General features: G+C 71.7%; 22 protein-coding genes. 8 read left to right on the forward strand and 14 right to left on the reverse strand.

What is annotated here, in order from left to right:
• Positions 1–185 precede the first annotated feature (185 nt).
• Positions 186–1,706: a carboxylesterase/lipase family protein gene (locus tag ACWCRD_RS08135; protein ID WP_450965100.1), complete on the forward strand. Its 1,521-nt coding sequence runs from the start codon at positions 186–188 to the stop codon at positions 1,704–1,706.
• Between the two features lie 6 nt (positions 1,707–1,712).
• On the opposite strand, the gene ACWCRD_RS08140 is transcribed toward ACWCRD_RS08135, so the two are convergent.
• The 4 genes from ACWCRD_RS08140 to ACWCRD_RS08155 form a co-directional block, all read right to left on the reverse strand.
• Positions 1,713–2,282, reverse strand: a complete 570-nt coding sequence (locus ACWCRD_RS08140) for a hypothetical protein (protein WP_450965101.1) — start codon at positions 2,280–2,282, stop codon at positions 1,713–1,715.
• A 4-nt stretch (positions 2,283–2,286) separates the two neighbouring features.
• Positions 2,287–2,967, reverse strand: coding sequence for a Uma2 family endonuclease (locus ACWCRD_RS08145; RefSeq protein ID WP_450965102.1), 681 nt, complete (start codon positions 2,965–2,967; stop codon positions 2,287–2,289).
• Between the two features lie 59 nt (positions 2,968–3,026).
• Positions 3,027–3,905 (reverse strand): hypothetical protein, encoded by an 879-nt coding sequence (locus ACWCRD_RS08150; protein ID WP_450965103.1) that lies wholly within the window; start codon positions 3,903–3,905, stop codon positions 3,027–3,029.
• A gap of 222 nt (positions 3,906–4,127) precedes the next feature.
• Positions 4,128–5,102 (reverse strand): ankyrin repeat domain-containing protein, encoded by a 975-nt coding sequence (locus ACWCRD_RS08155; protein ID WP_450965104.1) that lies wholly within the window; start codon positions 5,100–5,102, stop codon positions 4,128–4,130.
• 227 nt (positions 5,103–5,329) lie between these two features.
• Between ACWCRD_RS08155 and ACWCRD_RS08160 the strand changes: the two genes are divergently transcribed.
• Positions 5,330–5,836, forward strand: coding sequence for a DUF1269 domain-containing protein (locus ACWCRD_RS08160; protein ID WP_450965105.1), 507 nt, complete (start codon positions 5,330–5,332; stop codon positions 5,834–5,836).
• On the opposite strand, the gene ACWCRD_RS08165 is transcribed toward ACWCRD_RS08160, so the two are convergent.
• Both ACWCRD_RS08165 and ACWCRD_RS08170 read right to left on the reverse strand, forming a co-directional pair.
• Positions 5,833–6,096 carry a DUF397 domain-containing protein gene (locus ACWCRD_RS08165; RefSeq protein ID WP_450965106.1) on the reverse strand — a complete coding sequence of 88 codons (264 nt, stop codon included), beginning with the start codon at positions 6,094–6,096 and terminating at the stop codon, positions 5,833–5,835. The two genes, ACWCRD_RS08160 and ACWCRD_RS08165, sit on opposite strands and share 4 nt — an antisense overlap.
• A complete protein-coding gene (locus ACWCRD_RS08170) occupies positions 6,080–6,919 on the reverse strand; it encodes a helix-turn-helix domain-containing protein (protein WP_450965107.1) in 840 nt (279 codons plus the stop codon). The genes ACWCRD_RS08165 and ACWCRD_RS08170 overlap by 17 nt, the downstream gene beginning before the upstream one ends.
• Positions 6,920–7,034: 115 nt before the next feature.
• Here ACWCRD_RS08170 and ACWCRD_RS08175 point away from each other — a divergent pair, with 115 nt between their 5' ends.
• Positions 7,035–7,427, forward strand: a complete 393-nt coding sequence (locus ACWCRD_RS08175; protein WP_450965108.1) for a hypothetical protein — start codon at positions 7,035–7,037, stop codon at positions 7,425–7,427.
• Between the two features lie 27 nt (positions 7,428–7,454).
• Here the strand turns inward: ACWCRD_RS08175 and ACWCRD_RS08180 are convergent, their stop codons facing one another.
• The 4 genes from ACWCRD_RS08180 to ACWCRD_RS08195 all read right to left on the reverse strand — a co-directional run bounded on the left by ACWCRD_RS08180 (position 7,455) and on the right by ACWCRD_RS08195 (position 10,214).
• A complete protein-coding gene (locus tag ACWCRD_RS08180; RefSeq protein ID WP_450965109.1) occupies positions 7,455–7,790 on the reverse strand; it encodes a helix-turn-helix domain-containing protein in 336 nt (111 codons plus the stop codon).
• Positions 7,787–8,164, reverse strand: a complete 378-nt coding sequence (locus ACWCRD_RS08185) for a type II toxin-antitoxin system RelE/ParE family toxin (protein ID WP_450965110.1) — start codon at positions 8,162–8,164, stop codon at positions 7,787–7,789. The genes ACWCRD_RS08180 and ACWCRD_RS08185 overlap by 4 nt, the downstream gene beginning before the upstream one ends.
• Before the next feature lie 106 nt (positions 8,165–8,270).
• Complete coding sequence (gene murQ / locus ACWCRD_RS08190; protein WP_450965111.1) at positions 8,271–9,206, reverse strand: N-acetylmuramic acid 6-phosphate etherase; 936 nt, start codon at positions 9,204–9,206, stop codon at positions 8,271–8,273.
• Positions 9,207–9,290: 84 nt separating this feature from the next.
• A complete protein-coding gene (locus ACWCRD_RS08195; protein ID WP_450965112.1) occupies positions 9,291–10,214 on the reverse strand; it encodes a MurR/RpiR family transcriptional regulator in 924 nt (307 codons plus the stop codon).
• Between the two features lie 55 nt (positions 10,215–10,269).
• Between ACWCRD_RS08195 and ACWCRD_RS08200 the strand changes: the two genes are divergently transcribed.
• Complete coding sequence (locus ACWCRD_RS08200) at positions 10,270–10,653, forward strand: hypothetical protein (protein WP_344399627.1); 384 nt, start codon at positions 10,270–10,272, stop codon at positions 10,651–10,653.
• On the forward strand, positions 10,650–10,928 hold the full coding sequence (locus tag ACWCRD_RS08205; RefSeq protein ID WP_450965113.1) for a DUF4031 domain-containing protein: 279 nt from the start codon (positions 10,650–10,652) through the stop codon (positions 10,926–10,928). Before ACWCRD_RS08200 ends, ACWCRD_RS08205 begins: the two co-directional genes overlap by 4 nt.
• Here the strand turns inward: ACWCRD_RS08205 and ACWCRD_RS08210 are convergent.
• Positions 10,910–11,977, reverse strand: a complete 1,068-nt coding sequence (locus ACWCRD_RS08210) for a GNAT family N-acetyltransferase (protein WP_450965114.1) — start codon at positions 11,975–11,977, stop codon at positions 10,910–10,912. The genes ACWCRD_RS08205 and ACWCRD_RS08210 overlap by 19 nt on opposite strands.
• 10 nt (positions 11,978–11,987) lie before the next feature.
• Positions 11,988–12,665 carry an HD domain-containing protein gene (locus ACWCRD_RS08215; protein ID WP_450965115.1) on the reverse strand — a complete coding sequence of 226 codons (678 nt, stop codon included), beginning with the start codon at positions 12,663–12,665 and terminating at the stop codon, positions 11,988–11,990.
• Between the two features lie 281 nt (positions 12,666–12,946).
• Here ACWCRD_RS08215 and ACWCRD_RS08220 point away from each other — a divergent pair, with 281 nt between their 5' ends.
• Both ACWCRD_RS08220 and ACWCRD_RS08225 read left to right on the forward strand, forming a co-directional pair.
• Positions 12,947–13,618 (forward strand): maleylpyruvate isomerase family mycothiol-dependent enzyme, encoded by a 672-nt coding sequence (locus ACWCRD_RS08220; RefSeq protein ID WP_450965116.1) that lies wholly within the window; start codon positions 12,947–12,949, stop codon positions 13,616–13,618.
• A gap of 240 nt (positions 13,619–13,858) precedes the next feature.
• Positions 13,859–14,551: a copper homeostasis protein CutC gene (locus ACWCRD_RS08225; RefSeq protein WP_450965117.1), complete on the forward strand. Its 693-nt coding sequence runs from the start codon at positions 13,859–13,861 to the stop codon at positions 14,549–14,551.
• Here the strand turns inward: ACWCRD_RS08225 and ACWCRD_RS08230 are convergent.
• Positions 14,548–15,060 carry an LppU/SCO3897 family protein gene (locus ACWCRD_RS08230; RefSeq protein WP_450965118.1) on the reverse strand — a complete coding sequence of 171 codons (513 nt, stop codon included), beginning with the start codon at positions 15,058–15,060 and terminating at the stop codon, positions 14,548–14,550. The two genes, ACWCRD_RS08225 and ACWCRD_RS08230, sit on opposite strands and share 4 nt — an antisense overlap.
• On the opposite strand from ACWCRD_RS08230, the gene ACWCRD_RS08235 reads away from it, so the two are divergent.
• Positions 15,059–15,280 (forward strand): hypothetical protein, encoded by a 222-nt coding sequence (locus ACWCRD_RS08235; protein WP_450965119.1) that lies wholly within the window; start codon positions 15,059–15,061, stop codon positions 15,278–15,280. The genes ACWCRD_RS08230 and ACWCRD_RS08235 overlap by 2 nt on opposite strands.
• A 98-nt stretch (positions 15,281–15,378) precedes the next feature.
• Here ACWCRD_RS08235 and ACWCRD_RS08240 read toward each other — a convergent pair whose 3' ends face one another.
• Positions 15,379–17,460, reverse strand: coding sequence for a HelD family protein (locus ACWCRD_RS08240; RefSeq protein ID WP_450965120.1), 2,082 nt, complete (start codon positions 17,458–17,460; stop codon positions 15,379–15,381).
• Between the last annotated feature and the right edge of the window lie 51 nt (positions 17,461–17,511).

A 17,511-nucleotide genomic window follows, 5' to 3' on the forward strand; every position in this document is an offset into this window, starting at 1 on the left:
CCGAGGTCCTTTACAACTTCGTCAAGCCCCCCATCCACGGCTGGGCCTTCGGCCACCTGCGCCGCCGTCTGCCGACACCTCCCGACTGCGCCCCCAGACCCCCATCGGCCTTCGGCCTCGTCCTCAAACGCCGGACGGGCTGAAATCATGTGGCTGCCCGCAGCGATCCAGACCAGGAGTTGATGATGACGACCACTGTCGTGCGTACCGTCGGCGGAGCGGTGCGTGGGCGCCGGGAGGACGGGCTGACGGTGTTCCGCGGCATTCCGTTCGCCGAACCGCCCGTCGGGAAGGACCGGTTCGGGGCGCCGCGGCCGGTGCGGGCCTGGGAGGGGACCCGGGAGGCGTACGAGTTCGGGCCGCCGCCCCCGCAGGAGTCCGGCTTCCAGGGACGCAGGGCGGTGGTGGCGGCTCCTGAAGGCGATGAGTGGCTCACCGTCAATGTCTGGACGCCCGAGGCGGGTTCGGGCGGTCTTCGGCCGGTGATGGTGTGGATCTACGGCGGGGCCTACAAGCTCGGGCACTCCGGCAGTCCCGGTTATGACGCCCAGCGCATCGCCCGTGACGGTGACGTGGTCGTCGTGACGCTCAACTACCGGGTGGGGATCGAAGGGTTTGCCCTCATCGAGGGGGCGCCTGCCAATCGGGGGCTGCTCGACCAGGTGGCTGCCTTGGAGTGGGTGCGGGACAACATCGGGGAGTTCGGCGGCGATCCTGGGCAGGTGACCGTCTTCGGTGAGTCCGCGGGGGCCGGGTCGGTGGCCTCGCTGCTGGCCATGCCGAGCGCGCGGGGGCTGTTCCGGCGGGCCGTCGCGCAGAGTGTGCCGGGGACCTACTTCTCCGGCGAGCTGGCCCGTGACATCGCGTCCGCCATCGCGGAGGAGGCGGGACTGCGGCCGACGGCGGCCGATCTCGCGACCGTCGACCCCCGTCAACTGACCTCGGTGGGCGAGGCGTTGAGCGCGCGGATGATGTCGTACGCGGACCGGTGGGGACAGGTGGCCCCGACGGCGACGCCCTTCTCGCCGGTGGTCGACGGCGAGGTGCTGCCGTGCACGCCCTGGCAGGCGCTGAAGGCGGGCGCGGGGAAGGACGTCGATCTGCTCGTCGGGCACAACCGGGACGAGTTCCGGCTGTTCCTCGCCATCGGCGGGATGCTGGGCAAGATCGGGGAGGAGCAGGCGGGCTGGGCGCTGCGGACGTTCGGGCCGGGGCCGGACGGGGAGCGTGCGTACCGCGCGGCTTTCCCGGAGGCCACGCCGGGTGAGCTGTTCGAGCGCGTGCAGACGGACTGGTTGTTCAACATGCCCTCCCTGCATCTGGCCGAGGCGCAGGTCGCGGGCGGCGGGCGCGCCCATGTGTACGAGCTGACCTGGGCGGCTCCCGGCGGCGGGGGCGGCCTCGGCGCGTGCCACGGGCTGGACATTCCGCTGCTGTTCGGCACGTTCGAGGCGGACCTGGGGCAGCTGCTGTTCGCGGGTACGGGGGCCACCGCGGAGGGGGAAGCGCTGTCGTCCCGTTTCCGGGAGTCGTGGACGGCGTTCGCGCGGACCGGGGATCCGGGCTGGCCGGCGTTCGAGACGGAAGAGCGCCTGGTCCAGGTGCTGGATGCCGGGCCGAAGGCACAGGTCGCGCCCTACCCGGAGGAGACGTCGCGGCGGCTGTGGGAGGGGTACGAGTTCGCACCGCTCCCGCTCCTCAAGTAGGAGGCGCTAGAGATTGCCCAACGGCTCGATGTCGACCTTCACCGGCGTGCCCCAGACGCGCAGCACCTCGTAGTCGGTGAACTCGTGCACCAGCCGGTACGCCATCGCGGGGCGGGGCCCGCGGCGCTGAGCGGCGAGGTACAGCTCGGCCTCGCGCCGGTCCCGCCTCGGCGTCCCGCACAGGTGCCAGGTCTGGCCGTTCCACGCCTCCGCCAGCCAGCGCTGCTGCGGCTGCGGGCGGTCGGCGCTGACGCCGTAGCGGGAGGGGGCCGTCTCGGTGGCCGCCTGGGGCACGGGGCCGCCGCTGAACTCGGCGCGGCGGGCCGCCCGGCGCCGGGTCTCGCAGAGCAGGCAGAGGTCGTGGGCGTTCTCGTCGACCGGGCCGTTCGGATGCTCGGGGCAGCGGGTGGCGGGCGCGGCGCCGGTGACGCTCTCTTGCAGGAGGTCGAGGGCGCGCTTCATGTCGGCCTTGACCTCGTGGAGTTTGGCGTCCGGGGTGTCGGCGGTGAGGGCCTCGCCGTGCTCGCCGAGGAGGCGGAGGGCGCGGCCGAGGGCGGTCAGCTGGGCGTGGTTCATGGGGTTAGTCGGCGTAGTCCTTGAGTGCTTCGGTTTTGAGCGTGAAACCCACGGGGTGGGGGAGCTCCACGGATGCCCCCCAAGGATAGGAGAGGGACTGCTGGTAGCGGCCGTCTTTCGGCTCGCTGAAGACGGTGACGGTGTTGTTGTCGCGGTCGATGAGGAGGTAGACGGGGATGTCGGCCCCGGCGTAACCGATGGGCTTGTCGATGCGGTCGCGCTGGTCTGTGCCACGGTCGTGAGAGGTGATTTCCACGGCCATGAGGGAGCCATCGGCGTCGGACCACTCGCCGTCTCCTTTGAAGTGGTCCACAGGGACAAGGGTGCCGTCCGTGCGGGCGCGACCTTTGCGGTAGCTCTCGGCCTTGACTCCCGATTCAGGTACGAGGTCCAGGTCCGGCCGGTGTTGCATGCACTGGCGCAGCAGCCACATGAAGATCGAGCGGTGGTTGCCGTCCGGCATTGCCTTGACCTCTACTTTTCCGTTGATGTACTCCAGCCGCACAGTTTCGGGAGCGGCAGCGGCCAGCTCCTCGAATTCCTCGACGTCGAGCGGGCCGTGCCGGATGCAGAGCCTCCCGCCGAGGAGCTCCAGCCTGTTGCGCAGCTCACGGGGAGCCCTGCGGACGAGTTCCTCGAAGTCCTCGACGGACATCTGCGGGCGGTCAGTGGTGTCAGGGGTCATGGCGTCGCCTCCTTCCTCCCATCGTGCCCCGGAGTGGTGACGTCGGACCGTGGGAGCTGTCATGCGGGTGTCCCCTCGTGTCGTCGTTGATCCATTGCGGCACGGATTGCTGCCGCGCGGGTGTGGACTGCGGAGGCCGGAAGAGGCGTGTGGTCGTGGCCGGGGGCGCGTTCGCCCCGGCAGGGGCCGCAGATGCCGCCCGGCAGGGCCTCCGGGCGGCCCGGAGCGCCGCACTTCGCGCACTCCAGGACGCGCAGGGGCGGGCGTTGCGGCTCTCGTGCGGGCTCGGGTGGGAGCTTGCCGGTCAGACGGGTGCGGACGAGGGCTGCCGGGCTGTGCACCGGGGTGGGCAGGCCGGAGGTCAGGGCACGGACCACACCCTCGTCCGTGGCCCCTCGCGCGAACCACTCCGTCAACAGCGGAGCGAGCGTCGCGCACTCCGCCTGCGAGAGCGACAGGGCGGGGGCCGTACGGCCGAGGGCGGCGAGGAGGATGTGGGCGCGGGATCGGGTGGGGCGGGCTCGTTCCGGTGGCTCCTGCGGTACGTCGCCTCGGGTGAAGGCCGCCCACCAGACGTCGTCGCGTGCGGTTCGGGTGAACCACGTTCGAGTGATCCAGCGGGGGCTCTTCGAATCCGTCAGGTGTTCGCGGCCCCGGCGCAAGTGGCCTGCCCGTTGGAGGTTGTTGAGGGCCGTGCGGAGGGCGCACTGGCCGTACGGCAGCGTCTTGGCCAGGGTCTTTACGGAGATGTCGGCGCCGTCGGGGAGGCGGTCGATGTAGGCGGCGACTGCGGCTTCGCGGGGTGGGAGGTGGGTGAAGTCGTGGGCGGTTCGGGGGTGTTGGTCGGGCGCTGACCGTTTGCCGTAACCCGGATTGGCCATCGGGTGCGGGGTCGCGTGCGCGGGCGGGAAGGCAGCACTAAGCTTGGCATCAGCCATGGGATCGAACTTGTCCTTCGATCTTGTAGGTCAAGCCCCCGCAGGTGTTGGTAGCACCTGGCGGGGGCTGTTCGTTATGCGGGCACGCTAGACGATCGTCACTGTGCGTGGCAAGCCGAACGCGTCAAGTCAACTCGCGGGGTGGGAGGGCGGGTTGAGGCCCGCCACCCATTCCAAGAAAAGAGGGCTCGGGGCGCGGGGCTTGAGCTTCGGGTGCGGGTGTCAGGTCGCCCAGTAGTCGCGGTCCGGCAGTTCGACCCAATGGTCCGGCGGGCCGACGACCCCTCGGGCGTCTGTCGGGCGCAGACCGGCGTACGCGAGCGAGTAGGCCACCGCCTGGCTGCTGTACACGTACGAGAACAGCACCTCCTCGGGGCTGTCCCCCGCGTCCGGGCCGCCGCCCGGGTGCAGGTCCCAGCCCTCGCAGACGCCGTCGCGGTGGATGCTGCCCTGGTTGCCGCTCTTCGGGTTGGCGTACAGGCCGTAGGAGACGGTGCCCGCCGAGAGGCGGGTGTGTACGCCGGGCATCGAAGGGCCGTACCCCCACGGCTGGGTGACGACGCATCCGCCCGGAACGGTCGTCACGCCGACGATCCTCAGGGTCTCGTCCAAGTCGTACGCGAACGGGTCCGCGACCAGTTCTGCCACCAGTTCGGCGTCGGCCGGTGTCGCCCCCAGGCGGCGTATCGCCTCCGCCGCGTCGATTCCGCCCACGCACGCCAGACCCAGGCCGTCGTCGTAGAAGTCGCCGAGGGCCGCGATGAGCCGTCGGGCCTCCGCCGCCACCGCGCGCTCGGCCGCCGTCAGACCGGGCTGAGCTTCGGGCAGGGCGGCGAACAGCTCGGGCTCCGGTCCGGCGAGACTCAGCCGCGCCGGCGTCCAGCCGCCGTGCCCCACCCATCCCGGGTCGGCTCCGGCGGCGACCAGCGCCCGCGCGTTCTCCGCACGGCCCGCCGCCACCGCCTCCCACAGTGCCGTCGTCCCGCCCTCCAGCGCGTCCACGTCCGCCACGCGCCGGGCCAGTTCCGCGACGGCCTCGGGCGAGCCGAACAGCGCCGCCCGGTGCAGGGGCCGCGACCCTCCCACGCCCCATCTCTCCGGGTCGGCGCCGGCGTCGAGGCGCCGGGTCACGTCCACGTGGTCCTGCCAGCCCCGGTAGTCCATGCCCGCCCAGCCGCCGCCGTCCGTGCCCGTCATCCCGTACCCCCTCCAGCCCTTCGATCTCCGTGCCCACACCCTCGCAGGCGCCACTGACAACGGGCGGTTACCCGGCTCGGCAACTCCTCTCAGTAGCTCGACTTTGTCACTTGACTCAGACGGTCGACAAACTCCATGATGGAGCCATCGCAAGGCGCTGTGGATCGAGGGCCGGGAACACTTTCAAGGCCGTCGGTCGGCGTCCCGTCGCACCAGGAGGAATTCCGATGACCGACATGATCGCCGTCGCGTACCCCAGTGAGACCATCGCCGAGCAGGCGCTCACGGAACTGCGCGCCCTGCACACCGAACACACCGTGCATGTGGCCGACGCGGTACTGCTCATCCGTGACCACGACGGTGAGGTGAAGATCCCCGGCAAGCCCCACCCCGCCGCCTCCGGCGCCCTGGGCGGTGCGCTGTGGGGAGGTCTGATCGGGCTGCTGCTCCTTCAGCCGCTGCTCGGCGCCGCCATCGGCGCGGCCGCGGGCGGAGCGGTCGGCGCGACCGCCGAGGACGACGAACGGACCCAGTTCATCAAGAGCCTCGGCGAGCGCCTGGCACCCGGGCACGCCGCGGTGATCGCGGTGATCTACGACGCCACCGCGGACAAGGCGCTGCCGCGTATAGCCCAGTTCGGCGGCGAGGTCCTGCACACCTCACTCAGCCAGGCGGACGAGGAGGAGATCCGCTCCGCCCTGAACGCCCACCAGGCGGCAACGGTTGCTTATTAGTGAGTCCGCACGTCCTCGACGAACGCCGTCCATGCCTCGGCCCGGAACACGAGCTTCGGGCCGAGGGGGTTCTTGGAGTCGCGGACGGGGACGACGGCGGGGTGGCCGTCGGCTATTTCGAGGCAGTTGCCGCCGCTGCCGCCGCTGTACGTCGCCTTCCGCCAGCGGGCTACTTCCAGGCACTCGTTGCCACCGCCACCGCTGTAGCTCGACTTGTACCAGGTGGCCGTGCCCAGGTCGTAGTCAGGGATGCTCCTCATGGGCGTAATCCTGCGCCAACGCCTCGATGAGGGCCAGGGACTTGTCCTGCGAGAGGGCGGAGGCCACGAGCAGGTCGAGCCTGAACCTCAGTCGGGCAACCGTGGCCGGGTCGTCCTCCAGGCGTCCGGTGCCTGGCCCTTCGAAGTAGACCAGCGGAGGCGCGTCCTCGAACTCCATCAGCCTCAGGGCACCTTCCATCGCCGCGTGCGCCCCGGCATCGAACGGCAGCACCTGCACGATGACCCGCCTCTGCCGGATCAGGGATGCGATATGGCGCATCGATTCCGCCATCACCTCTCGGCCGCCGGTCTCCCGGCGCAAGGAGGCCTCGTCAATCACGGTCCACAACACCGGCTTTGTTGGGTTGTCGAGCAGGCGGGTTCGCTCCATACGGCCTTCCACCCAGGCGTCGATGGTTTCCTGCGACGCCATTGGGTCGTACGCATGGTTCACGGCCTGTGCGTACGCAGGTGTCTGGAGTAGCCCGGGAATCAGGAGTGGCGCGTACTGCCTGATCATCGTCGAGTGAGCCTCGGCCTCCGCTGCCTCCACGAAGTCCTCGTGGTACTTCGACTTCGCCGCCGCCCCGCAGTTCCGCAGAAAGAAGCCCCCCGTCTCCAAGACCTCGTCCAGCATCCGCGCGTACTCCGGCTGCATCCGCCGAGTCCCCGCCTCCAACTGCCCGATGAACGACCCGCTCACGAACAGCCGCAGCCCCAGCTCCTCCTGGCTCAAGCCGGCCTTCTCGCGTGCGTGCCGCAACTCCGCGCCCAGCAGAGCCCGCGGTGATGACGACGGATCGAGGTCCTTCGGTCCCGGCATGTGCAACTCCCTGTCGGACGGAGGGGGTTGTTGGAACGTTTCGTATGGCCAGGTTAGGGGCGGTGCGGCCACTCTGTGTTGCGAACAGCAAACTCAGCGTGGAGGTACGAGCAACGTGCGGTCGACCGAAGAAGTCGTCGAAACCCTGCGGGAGGCCCTCACGGGCGTCGGGGTGGCCCTGCCGTCCCTCTGCGTCGATCCCGTGACCGGCGCGAGCGAGGAGCCGTTCGCGTTGGTCGACCTCGGCCGCTGCAATGTCCGTACGGCGGAGAAGCTGGCGTCCGTGCTGCGCGGGGAGCGGCCGGCCGTCGGTGCATACGCAACCGATGTGCGGGACGGGCGGCTCGGGGAGGTCATGGGGCATGTCGGCGGCCGGGTGCAGTTGCGGCCGGTCGGCGGCGGGCGGGAGTGGGAGTGCCCGCCGGAGGCGGTGGGGGCGGCGCCGCCGGAGGCGGTGTTGCGGGCGAGAGTTCGCAGAGCCAACAACGAAGGCCGGCTGCCTTGCTGAGGGTTGAGTACATCGCGGCGCTCGGTGTCAGGCAGCTGAATGTGCGATGAACGTGACCTCCTCGTGATCGTCGTCCAAGGCGATGTTCAGGGAAGCGTCCAGGGCCAGGGCCAGACGTCGCAGCAAGGGCAGAGTCGGTACGGTGTCGGCACCTTCGACGCGGGAGATCTTCGCTTGGGTGAGCCCGGCGCGCTCGGCGAGCTCGGACTGGGACAACCCCAGTTCCTTGCGGCGGTCGTACACGGCCTTGGCGAAGGCCATGGCCAGCCGGATCTCCGCGCGCTCGGCCGTGACCTCCGGGGACTCCGTGTCCCCCTCGGCCAGCTTCTTATCGCGGGCCAGCCTCCAGTGGGTGTGGTTCATCGCGGGGCTCCTTCCTCGCCGCGGCTGTACGTCCTGTGAGCCGGTCCGTGTCCGTCGGCGCACACCTTACGGGTGGCCACCGCACGGGCAACCTGTGCCGCCTCGTGCATGCGGGTCTTGCGGAAGACGGTGAGCAACACGATGCGGCGCTCCGGTGCGAACCAGTACGTGATCCGCGTGGCCACACCGGCCAGCGTGGGGCGCAGTTCGTAGACCCCGTCTTCCAGAGGGCGAGCGAATGGCATGGGTGTCCGTGGCCCCAGGGTGGCGAGCAGATCGGCGTATTCCTCCACCTTCCGGTGCTGGTTGTCGGGAAGCAGCTCAAGCCAGGACCGCACCTCGGGCTCCAACTCGATCACGTACAGGTCGTTCATACCGCGCAACGTATTATGTCGCCAACAGCATAATCTCTCTGATGGGCGACGGTCACCGGAACGAGTGAGGCAGGGCCTGCAGGCCGCCTGTAGGCAGCCCTGACGGTCAGCGGGTCGCAGCCGCCAGCGCCGCCCGCAGATGCCCGTCCGAGTCCTCAAGCAGACGTGCCGCCGTGGGGCCGTCCACGCCGGCCAGGAGGGTGAGGATCGCGTTCTTCACCTCGCCGTCGGTGGCCGCCAGCGCGCGCTCGATCTCGTCGTCCGAGGCGCCCGTGGCGAGGGCGACGATCCGGCGCGAGCGGGCGCGCAGCTTCTCGTTCGAGGCGCGTACGTCGACCATCAGGTTCCCGTACGTCTTGCCGAGCCGGATCATCGTGATCGTGGAGAGCATGTTGAGGACGAGCTTCTGCGCCGTGCCCGCCTTGAGGCGGGTGGAGCCGGTGAGCAGCTCCGGGCCTACCACGACCTCGATGCCGTGCTCGGCGGCCGCCGCGAGCGCACTGTCCGCGTTGCAGGCGAGGCCGATGGTCAGCGCGCCCAGTTCGCGGGCGTGCCGCACGGCGGCGATCGCGTAGGGGGTGCGGCCGGAGGCGGAGACGCCGACCACGGTGTCGGCGGCGAGGAGGCGCAGGGCGTCGAGGTCGTTGCGGGCGAGCTCCGCGGAGTCCTCGGCGCCCTCGACGGAGGTGACCATGGCGTCGGGGCCGCCCGCGATCAGGCCCACGACCTGCTCGGGGTCGGTGTTGAAGGTGGGCGGGCACTCGGATGCGTCCAGCACGCCGAGCCGGCCGGCCGTGCCCGCACCGGCGTAGAGCAGCCGCCCGCCCCGCGCCATCCGCTCGGCGACGGCGTCGATGGCGGCGGCGATCGCCGGAAGCTGCCGGGCCACGGCTGCCGGGACGGTGGCGTCCTCGCCGTTCATGAGCCGGGCGATGTCGAGGGTGGGGAGGCGGTCGATGTCGGCGAGTTCGGGCCGGAAGGCCTCTGTGGTCAGCGATTCCAACTCGGCGCGGAGGTCACGGGGGCTGGAGGTGGAGGTCATGGGGGCGGCTCTTTCGGATGTGCGGTCCGGTCTCGTGTCTGCGAGTACGTGCGACTACTTGCGACTCATTGCCACTGCCTGTGACTACCTGCGGTGCCGATGCGCCAGTGCCTCGTACGAAGCGGCCAGCGCGGGCGCGGCCGTCTCGTACGTCTTCTGCGCCACCCCCACGAACAGGCAGTCCACGACGAGGAGTTGGCTGGTCCGGGAGGACATGGCCGCGGGCCTCAGCTCGCTCTCCCGCGCGGTCGACGTCGTCAGCACATGGTCGGCGTACTGGGCGACCGCCCCGTCCGGCCGCCCGGTGATCGCCACCGTCGTGGCCCCGCGCTCGAAGGCGACCCGCAACGGCTCGATGACGTCCCCGGTGGACCCGGAGTGCGTGATGGCGATGGCGACGTCCCCCGACCGCAACTGCACCGCGTTCGTCACGGCCAGGTGCGGATCACTGTGCGCCTGGGCTATCAGCCCTATCCGCAGCAGCTTCTGGGTGAGGTCCTGGGCCACCAGGCCGGACGCCCCGACGCCGTACACGTCGATGCGCCGCGCGACCGCCGCCGCGGCGACCGCCGCCCCCAGCTGCACCGTGTCCAGCCCTGCTGCCGTGTCGGCCAGCGTCTGCTGCTCGTCGTAGGCGAGTTTCGCCACGACGTCGGCGATCGGATCGTCGACCGCGATGTCGGTGGTGATGGCGGGCGCCCGCCCGGACTGCTGCTGCGCCGCCAGGCCGGCGAGGGCGAGCCGCAGATCCCGGTATCCCGGATACCCGAGCATCCGGGCCGTCCGTACGACCGTCGCCTCGCTGGTGCCGGTGAGCTCCGCGAGACCGGTGACCGTGAGGGCCGCGCAGCCGGCCGGGTCGCCCGCGACGGCCTCAGCGACGCGCTGCATGGAGCGGGTCATGGAGGGCGCGAGCGTGCGCACCTTCGCGGCGAGGGCGGCGGGAGCGGGAGGCGCGCTCGCCCGCCCCACCGAACCGGCGAAAATTTCCTTCACGTCCTGGGTCACGAATGAAAGATATTTTCGGCTCGGTCTCCCGGTCAAGAGTGCGCACAATGGGGGCATGCACCCCATCAGCCCCCTGGAGCAGGCGCTGCACGCGGCACGCGCCCTGGTACTCGCCGATCTGGCCGCGGGCGAGGTCGCCGCGGCGGACGTGGTGTCCATGGTCGAGGAGTCCGTCGTCCAGCGGCGATGGTGGGTGGAGCAGTGGCCGGAGGGCGTCGGGTATGTCGCCGGGCTGGTCGCGCAGGACGTCCAGGACGCCCTGCTGGAGAAATACGGCCGCTGGCCGCTGTGCCCGGTCTGCGGCGGCGGCGACCCGCACGCCCTCGACGTCGAGCCGGAACTCGGCCCCGACCCGCACTGGGTCTGCCACAAGGCGGGCGTGAAGGTCGCCGCGGTCGGCACGCTGGCCTCGGCCACGGGCGGGTCGTCGTCCTCGTGACGCTATACATCGACCCACCGACCTGGCCCGGCCACGGCCGCATGTGGTCCCACCTGATCAGCGACGTCTCCTACGACGAACTCCACACGTTCGCCGAGAAACTGGGCGTGCCCTCCCGTGCCTTCGAGCGGGACCACTACGACATTCCGTCGCACCGGTATGCGGATGTCGTGGCGGCGGGGGCGGTCGAGGTCAGCAGTCGGGAGGTGGTGCAGCTGCTGACCCGGTCCGGGTTGCGGCGGCCGAAGGGGCGGCCTCAGCGCCCCAGTTCGTAGACCAGCCCCTCCTCGTCCTCGCCCGTCTTCCTGAAGCCGGCGCGGGTGACCACCGACTGGGACGGGACGTTGTCCCGTTCGATCGTGGCGAAGAGGGTGTGGACGTCGTCCCTCGCCAGGGCCCAGTCCGACAGGGCGCGCAGGGCCTCGGTCGCGTAGCCGTGGCCGCGGGCCGGTTCGGTGAGGTCGTAGCCGATCTCCGCGCGGCCCGCCTCGTCGGGGACGCCGTGGAAGCCCATACCGCCGACCGCGCGGCCGTCCTCGCGGCGGACGAGGGCGAAGACGCCGAACTCGGGGCGGTGCGTGCCCTCTTCGTACGCCTTCACCATGAAGCCCGAGGCATCCCGGGTGCCGTCGTACGGGCCGCCCTCGATCCAGTCGAAGCCACCGTCGCCGCCCGCCGCCAGGTCGCGTGCGGCCGCGGGGGTGATGCCCTGGAGGGTGAGGCGGTCGGTGGGGAGGACGAGGTTGTTGTTCCAGCGCCACTCGGTGAGGCGGGCGCGGCCGGGGAGTTCGCCCCGGCCGGTGGCCCAGAGGAAGGTGCGCCAGTGGTCGGGACTCGGCTGGACGTGCGGGAAGATGCGGGTGAGGACGGACTCGGCCAGTGCGGCCGGGGGTTCGTACTCCAGGCCCAGGCCGCCCGCGATGTCGTACGTGTGGGCGAGGACCTCGGCGATGCCCATCGCGGCGAAGCCCTCGCGGTTGGCGCTGCGGAACGGGTACGGGTGGAAGGCGCGGGCCTCGCGCGGTGCGGTGCGGACGGCCGCGGCGAGCAGGGCGCCGGTCGTCTCGATCACGTGCAGCAGGCCCGCGTTGTCGGTGCCCTCGTCGAGCTTGATCTCGAAGGGGACATAGGTGTCCTGGGCGCGTCCGGCGAGGTTGGCGGCGTACGCGATGAGGTCCTCCGCGATGTGGAACGCCGTCTCGTGGCAGCTCCACTCCAGCCCGGCCGCCTTCACCTCCGTCCAGTCCCGGTCCACCGCCGGCCGCAGCGCTGCCACGCAGCCCGCCACGGCCTCTTCCACCTGGTCCCCGCCCCATGCATGCATGGGGCGCAGACTATGCGGCCGGGCCGGTCGGAAGCGACAGCAATTCCAGCTCCGCGGTGAGGTTGTAGCGAGCCGTCGCCTCCCACTGCTCCTGTCCGTACGGCGTCCTGAACAGGCTCGGCAGGTCGAGGAGTTGGCGCAGGATCGTGGCCCGGCCCGTGCGGAAGGCGTCGCTCGGGACGAAGTGGTACTCCTCGCGTACGGCGGCCGTGTACGCGGCGTACGCGGACGGGGGCGAGGCCAGGATCGCGAGGTCCGCGTCGCACAGGACCTGGCCGTCGCGGTCGTCGTCGGCCGGGTCGTGGCCGACGGTGAGGCGGACCAGGCGGGCCACCTCGGCGGTCTTCGCCTCGCAGACGCCCGCCTCGGGGAGGGCGCGCTCGGCGAGGCGGGCCGAGCGTTCCTCGTTCTCGGAGCGGTCGGGGAAGTAGACCGCGTCGTGGAACCAGGCGGCGAGGCGTACGACGTCCGGGTCGGCCGCGTACTTCTCCAGTACGTCGACGTGGTCGAGGACCGCCGTGAGGTGGGCGAGCGTGTGGTAGTGGCGCTGCGGTTCCTGCCAGCGGGCGAGGAGGTTGTCCGCGTACGGGGCCGGGTCGGGGCCGGCGGCGGGGGCCCGGGCGCCTTCCAGGGCGCGGGTCCAGCGGGTGCGCAGGGCGTCGACATCGGGGCGGGCGTGAGGGGCCATGCGCTCATTCTCCTGCCTCTTGGGCGGCTGCGGCCTCTCCCGTCGATCACTCGGTGCCCCTAGGCCCTGTCGTCAAATTCCCGCCTGCCCGGCGACGCCTGGCACGCCCGCTCGCCGCGTTGCCGACCGCCCACGTGGCTCCGCCACGAGGGCGCTCCGGCGCCTTGCGATCGCACGCTCCCCCACGCTCGAACAACCTCGCGCGGGGGGACCCCCATGCCGCCGGGCCCGCCCTTCGGGCGGACGACGGGAATTTGACGACAGGGCCTAGCGTGGCCCCCATGACGACAACTGACGACGTACGCGACCCCGAACTGCCCGGACGTCTCCTGGCCGTCGAGCGCGACGCGCTGATCCCCCTCCTCCGCGCCCGCCCGGACGAGGACTTCGCCCTTCCGACCACCGCGTGCCCGGGGTGGACGGTCCGGGACGTTCTCGCGCACTGTTCCGCCGCGCTGCTGCGGGTGGTGGAGAGCCGTTTCGAGGAGGGCGTCTTCTCGCCCGCCTCCAACGACCGGGACATCGCCGAGCGCGCCGACTGGACGAACCAGCAGGTCGTGGACGAGCTGGAGCGCGGGATGACCGAGGCCGGACCGGCGATCGCCAAGGCGGGCGGTGTGCTGGACCGGGTCGCGCTGGGCGAGTGGGTGCACGCGGGCGACGTACGGGACGTCTGGGGTGAGCCGGAGGCCTACGGGGGCCCCGGCCTCCCGGACGCCCTCGCCCTGCTCGCCCGGATCACCCGCGAGCGGGGCCGCCTGCCGCTGCACGCCGACCTGGACGACGTGGACGAGCCGCTGCTGCTGGGGGAGGCGAGCGGGGAGCGGAACCCGGCGCGCTTCATCGGCCACTCCGCAACGCTGGTACGGCTGTGCGCGGGCCGTTCGGTGCCGGAGGGCACGTCGTACGAGCTGGTGGGAGCGGAGGCGGCGGAGCTGAACATGTTCGGCTGACGGACCGCGGCTGCAGCAGGGGCCGGGGGTGATCTCGCCCCCGCCGCCCCTACCCGTCCCGTACCGGGGGCCAGCCCCCGGACCCCCGCTCCTCAAACGCCGGAGGGGCTGAATTTTCGCCGGCCGGGGCTTGATCCCCTCCGCGTGGGGGCGATCTCGCGGTCGTCCACCCCGGCGTCGTACCCTGAGATTGGACTAGACCTGTAGTCGCTCCAGGGGAACACCGACGGAAGGGGCCCTATGAGCATGCGTGCAGTCCTGGAGGTGATCGCCCTCGACGCCGAGGACGCGGTCGCCGCCCAGGCCGGAGGCGCGGACCGGCTGGAGCTGGTCGCCGACATGGCGGCCGACGGGCTGACCCCGCCGGTCGAGACCTTCGCCGGGATCCGTGCCGCCGTCGACATCGACCTGCGCGTGATGCTGCGGCCGGGCGACGGGTTCGCGGCGGGGGACGTGGAGCGGCTGGTCCGGGTGGCCCGGGAGATGCGGGCGGCCGGGGCCGACCAGTTCGTGCTCGGGTTCCTCGACGCGGACGGGCAGGTCGACCTGGACGCCGTGGAGCGGCTCGTGGCGGAACTGGACGGCTGCCGCTGGACCTTCCACCGCGCGATCGACCGGGCCGCGGACCGGGACGCCCTGCGCAAGCAGCTGGACGGCCTGCCGGGGCACGACACCTACCTCACGGCCGGTTCGGCCGCCGGGGTGGACGACGGCCTCCCCACGCTGCTCGCCGAGGCGGCGCGGTGCGGGGAGCCCGGCTACGAGCCGCGGATCATGGTCGGCGGGGGGCTGCGGCTGAAGCATGTGCCACCGCTGCGGGCCGCGGGGATCGACGCCTTCCACATCGGCGGGGCCGCCAGGCCCGGGGGCTGGGACGGGCCCGTGTCGGCGGCCGCGGTCGCCGAGTGGCGGGCGGTGCTGGACGGGAACTAGCGCTTCAGGGGGTGCAGGCACAGACCCGTATGGCCGTCCTTGCTGTACTCCAGGTAGGCCAGGTAGTCCCCGGGCGCGCACTCGCCCTTCGTCGGGGCGAGGACGCGGAGCTCCGCGGTGGGGGAGTCACAGGGCTCAGGCCTGAGATCCTGTGCGGGCCAGTCCGTGGCGTTACGGGCGCACGAGCCGACCGTCAAGGTCGGATAGTCGACGTCGCTGTCGGTGCTGTCGCTGCCGTGACTCGGCCCGACCACCAGGCCGATGATCAGGAGCACCGGGATCGCGGCCACCACGAGGCCGACCAGGCCCAGCGGGATCAGGGCGAGGATGCCCGCCGGTCGCCGGAACACCGGCTTGCCCGGGTCCAGCGGCGGCCGGAAGCCCGCCGTGACCGGCTCCGGGATGCGCCGGATGCCGGACAGGGCACTGAGGTTGCCCAGCAGCGTGAAGGGCGTGATGAGCACCGACAGCGGTCCCCACCAGCCCATCACCATGGTGTCCGCCTGCATGTCCCGGAAGCTCGCCAGCGCGCAGGTACGGCAGAACACCCCCTCCCGCCGCAGGAACCGCATCATCACCACCATGCCCTGGTGGCCACGGATGGTCACCGGCGCGGCAGGCGTCGCCCCGCACACCTGGCAGGCCGCCCCCGGCCCGCCCACCGGTCCCCAGGCCCCACCGCCGTACTGCGGCCAGGCGGGAGCGGGCGGGTACGGCCCGGGGGCCTGATGGTACGGGGCGGGAACCGGCTGGTAGGCAGGATGCGGGGGCGGCGGCGTGGTCAACTGGGGCCCTTCCAAGGGGACATGACAGAACGGAAGAGCACCCTACTCGGCCAGCTGCGGCGGCAGCGGTGCCGCATGCGTCACGATCAGGCCGGACACCGCGCGGGTCAGCGCCACGTACAGGCGGCGCAGGCCGGTCCGCTCGTCGGGCTCGCCGTCCACCACCGCCTGTGGCTCGTCCAGGACCACGTAGTCGTACTCCAGGCCCTTCGCGAGGGACGCCGGGACCAGGGTGAGGCGGGTCTCGGCCGTGGTCTCCTCACCGGGGGCCAGGTAGCTGATCCCGGCCGCCGTCAGTGCCTGAGCCAGTGCCGGGACGCGGGCGTCGGCCGCGATCAGGCCGGTCGAGCCCTCGTTGCGGAGCAACTCCTCGCAGGCGGCGACCACTTCGGAGACGTCCGCGATCGGGCGGAGGGCGAAGAAGCCCGGGTTCTCGCGTACCGACGCGACCGGTGTGAGGCCGGGGGCGATGTGCGGCAGCAGTCGGGAGGCGTAGGTGATGACGTCCGTCGGGACGCGGAAGCCGGCCGTCAGCTCCTCGATCACGCCGTCCGACTTGCCGAGGTGGGCGAGCGCCTCGTCCCAACTCGGCGTCGCCCAGGGAGTGGTGCCCTGCGCCAGGTCGCCGAGGACGGTCGCGCTGCCGGTGGTGCAGCGGCGGCCGACCGCGCGGTACTGCATGGGGGAGAGGTCCTGCGCCTCGTCCAGGACCACATGCCCCAGGGAGTGCGTGCGCTGCACGAGATCCGTCGCCTCGTCGATCAACACGGCGTCCGCCGCGGACCACTTGGCGGCTTTGACGCTCCGCACGGCCCTTTTACCGGATCCGGGCAGCGCCCAGAGAATGGTCTTCTGCTCGTCCTCGTCCAGGACTCCGTCCGCGTGCACGGCGAGGAAGTCCGCGTCCGTGAGCAGGCGCAGCACCAGTTTCGCCGGGTCGACCGGCGGCCACATCTGTTTGACGGCCGCCTTGACCGCCGCGTTGCGGGCCACGGCGTCCTGCACCCGGTCGTCCGGCGCCTCCCCCGACCGCTCCATCTGCACCAGCACGGCGTGCGCGATGCGCTGCGGGAGGGCCTCGCGGGCGGCGCCGTAGCGGATGCCGCGGTCGAGCAACTCCCGGACGATGGCCTCCAGTTCGTATGCGGGCACCCGCCAGCGGCGGGAGCCGCGCACGACGACGACCGGTTCGGTCGGCATGGTGACGTGGGAGTGGACGGCCCGCCGCAGCACCTCCGCCATCCTCGCGTCACCCTTGATGACCGCGGCCGCCGCGTCATCGGTGCCCCGGATCTCGATGCCCCCCGCCACCAGGTCGTCCACGGTGGCCTGCTGGACCGTCAACTCGCCGAGCGCGGGCAGGACCTGCTCGATGTAGTGCAGGAAGGACCTGTTCGGCCCGATGACGAGGGTGCCGGTGCGGGCGAGCCGCTCACGGTGGGCGTAGAGCAGATACGCGACGCGGTGCAGGCCGACGGCCGTCTTCCCGGTCCCGGGACCTCCCTGCACGCACACCGTCCCGCCCAGCCCGGACCTCACGATCTCGTCCTGCTCGGGCTGGATGGTAGCCACGATGTCCCGCATCGGGCCCACGCGCGGGCGCTCGATCTCCTGCTGGAGCAGTTTGCTGGTGCGGGCCGCCTCGGCCGGGTCGGACAGGTGCTCGTCCTCGTACGCGGTGATGTCGCCGCGGGTGTACCCGAAGCGGCGGCGCAGCGCGATGTCCAGCGGGTCCTTCTTCGACGCCCGGTAGAACGGCTGCGAGACCGGGGCCCGCCAGTCGATGACCATGGGGTCGCCGTCGTGGTCGTGCACGTGCCGGCGCCCGATGTAGAACCTTTCACCCTCCGCGCCCTCGGCCTGGTCCGCGCCCGGGGAGTGCAGATAGTCGAGGCGGCCGAAGAACAGCGGGGTGTCGCTGAGGTCGGCCAGCGCCTTGATGCGCTCGTCGATCTGGCGGGCCAGGACCTCGGCGTTGACCCAGTTCGCGGTGACGTCCCTGATGTCGAGCGACTCGACGTCCTCCCGCATCGCGCGCAGGGCGGCACGGGACTCGGCGAGGTGGGCACGCTCGCGGGAGAGGGGGTCGTCGAGAGGGGCGGGGTCGTCGACGGGCGTGGACAAGGCGGTGCCTCCGAGGTGCTGCGGGCTGGGGCTGCGAGGTGCCGACCGGTT

This window comes from Streptomyces sp. NPDC002092 (genome assembly GCF_053593775.1).

Coding starts and splice junctions, on each gene's coding strand:
- ACWCRD_RS08145 (WP_450965102.1), bottom strand. CDS start 2,967: ATGACCCCTGACACCACTGACCGCCCGCAGATGTCCGTCGAGGACTTC.
- ACWCRD_RS08215 (WP_450965115.1), bottom strand. CDS start 12,665: ATGGCCCCTCACGCCCGCCCCGATGTCGACGCCCTGCGCACCCGCTGG.
- ACWCRD_RS08225 (WP_450965117.1), top strand. CDS start 13,859: ATGAGCATGCGTGCAGTCCTGGAGGTGATCGCCCTCGACGCCGAGGAC.
- ACWCRD_RS08135 (WP_450965100.1), top strand. CDS start 186: ATGACGACCACTGTCGTGCGTACCGTCGGCGGAGCGGTGCGTGGGCGC.
- ACWCRD_RS08160 (WP_450965105.1), top strand. CDS start 5,330: ATGACCGACATGATCGCCGTCGCGTACCCCAGTGAGACCATCGCCGAG.
- ACWCRD_RS08185 (WP_450965110.1), bottom strand. CDS start 8,164: ATGAACGACCTGTACGTGATCGAGTTGGAGCCCGAGGTGCGGTCCTGG.
- murQ (WP_450965111.1), bottom strand. CDS start 9,206: ATGACCTCCACCTCCAGCCCCCGTGACCTCCGCGCCGAGTTGGAATCG.
- ACWCRD_RS08230 (WP_450965118.1), bottom strand. CDS start 15,060: ATGCAGGCGGACACCATGGTGATGGGCTGGTGGGGACCGCTGTCGGTG.
- ACWCRD_RS08235 (WP_450965119.1), top strand. CDS start 15,059: ATGTCCCGGAAGCTCGCCAGCGCGCAGGTACGGCAGAACACCCCCTCC.
- ACWCRD_RS08150 (WP_450965103.1), bottom strand. CDS start 3,905: ATGGCTGATGCCAAGCTTAGTGCTGCCTTCCCGCCCGCGCACGCGACC.
- ACWCRD_RS08155 (WP_450965104.1), bottom strand. CDS start 5,102: ATGACGGGCACGGACGGCGGCGGCTGGGCGGGCATGGACTACCGGGGC.
- ACWCRD_RS08180 (WP_450965109.1), bottom strand. CDS start 7,790: ATGAACCACACCCACTGGAGGCTGGCCCGCGATAAGAAGCTGGCCGAG.
- ACWCRD_RS08220 (WP_450965116.1), top strand. CDS start 12,947: ATGACGACAACTGACGACGTACGCGACCCCGAACTGCCCGGACGTCTC.
- ACWCRD_RS08200 (WP_344399627.1), top strand. CDS start 10,270: ATGCACCCCATCAGCCCCCTGGAGCAGGCGCTGCACGCGGCACGCGCC.
- ACWCRD_RS08140 (WP_450965101.1), bottom strand. CDS start 2,282: ATGAACCACGCCCAGCTGACCGCCCTCGGCCGCGCCCTCCGCCTCCTC.
- ACWCRD_RS08170 (WP_450965107.1), bottom strand. CDS start 6,919: ATGCCGGGACCGAAGGACCTCGATCCGTCGTCATCACCGCGGGCTCTG.
- ACWCRD_RS08210 (WP_450965114.1), bottom strand. CDS start 11,977: ATGCATGCATGGGGCGGGGACCAGGTGGAAGAGGCCGTGGCGGGCTGC.
- ACWCRD_RS08165 (WP_450965106.1), bottom strand. CDS start 6,096: ATGAGGAGCATCCCTGACTACGACCTGGGCACGGCCACCTGGTACAAG.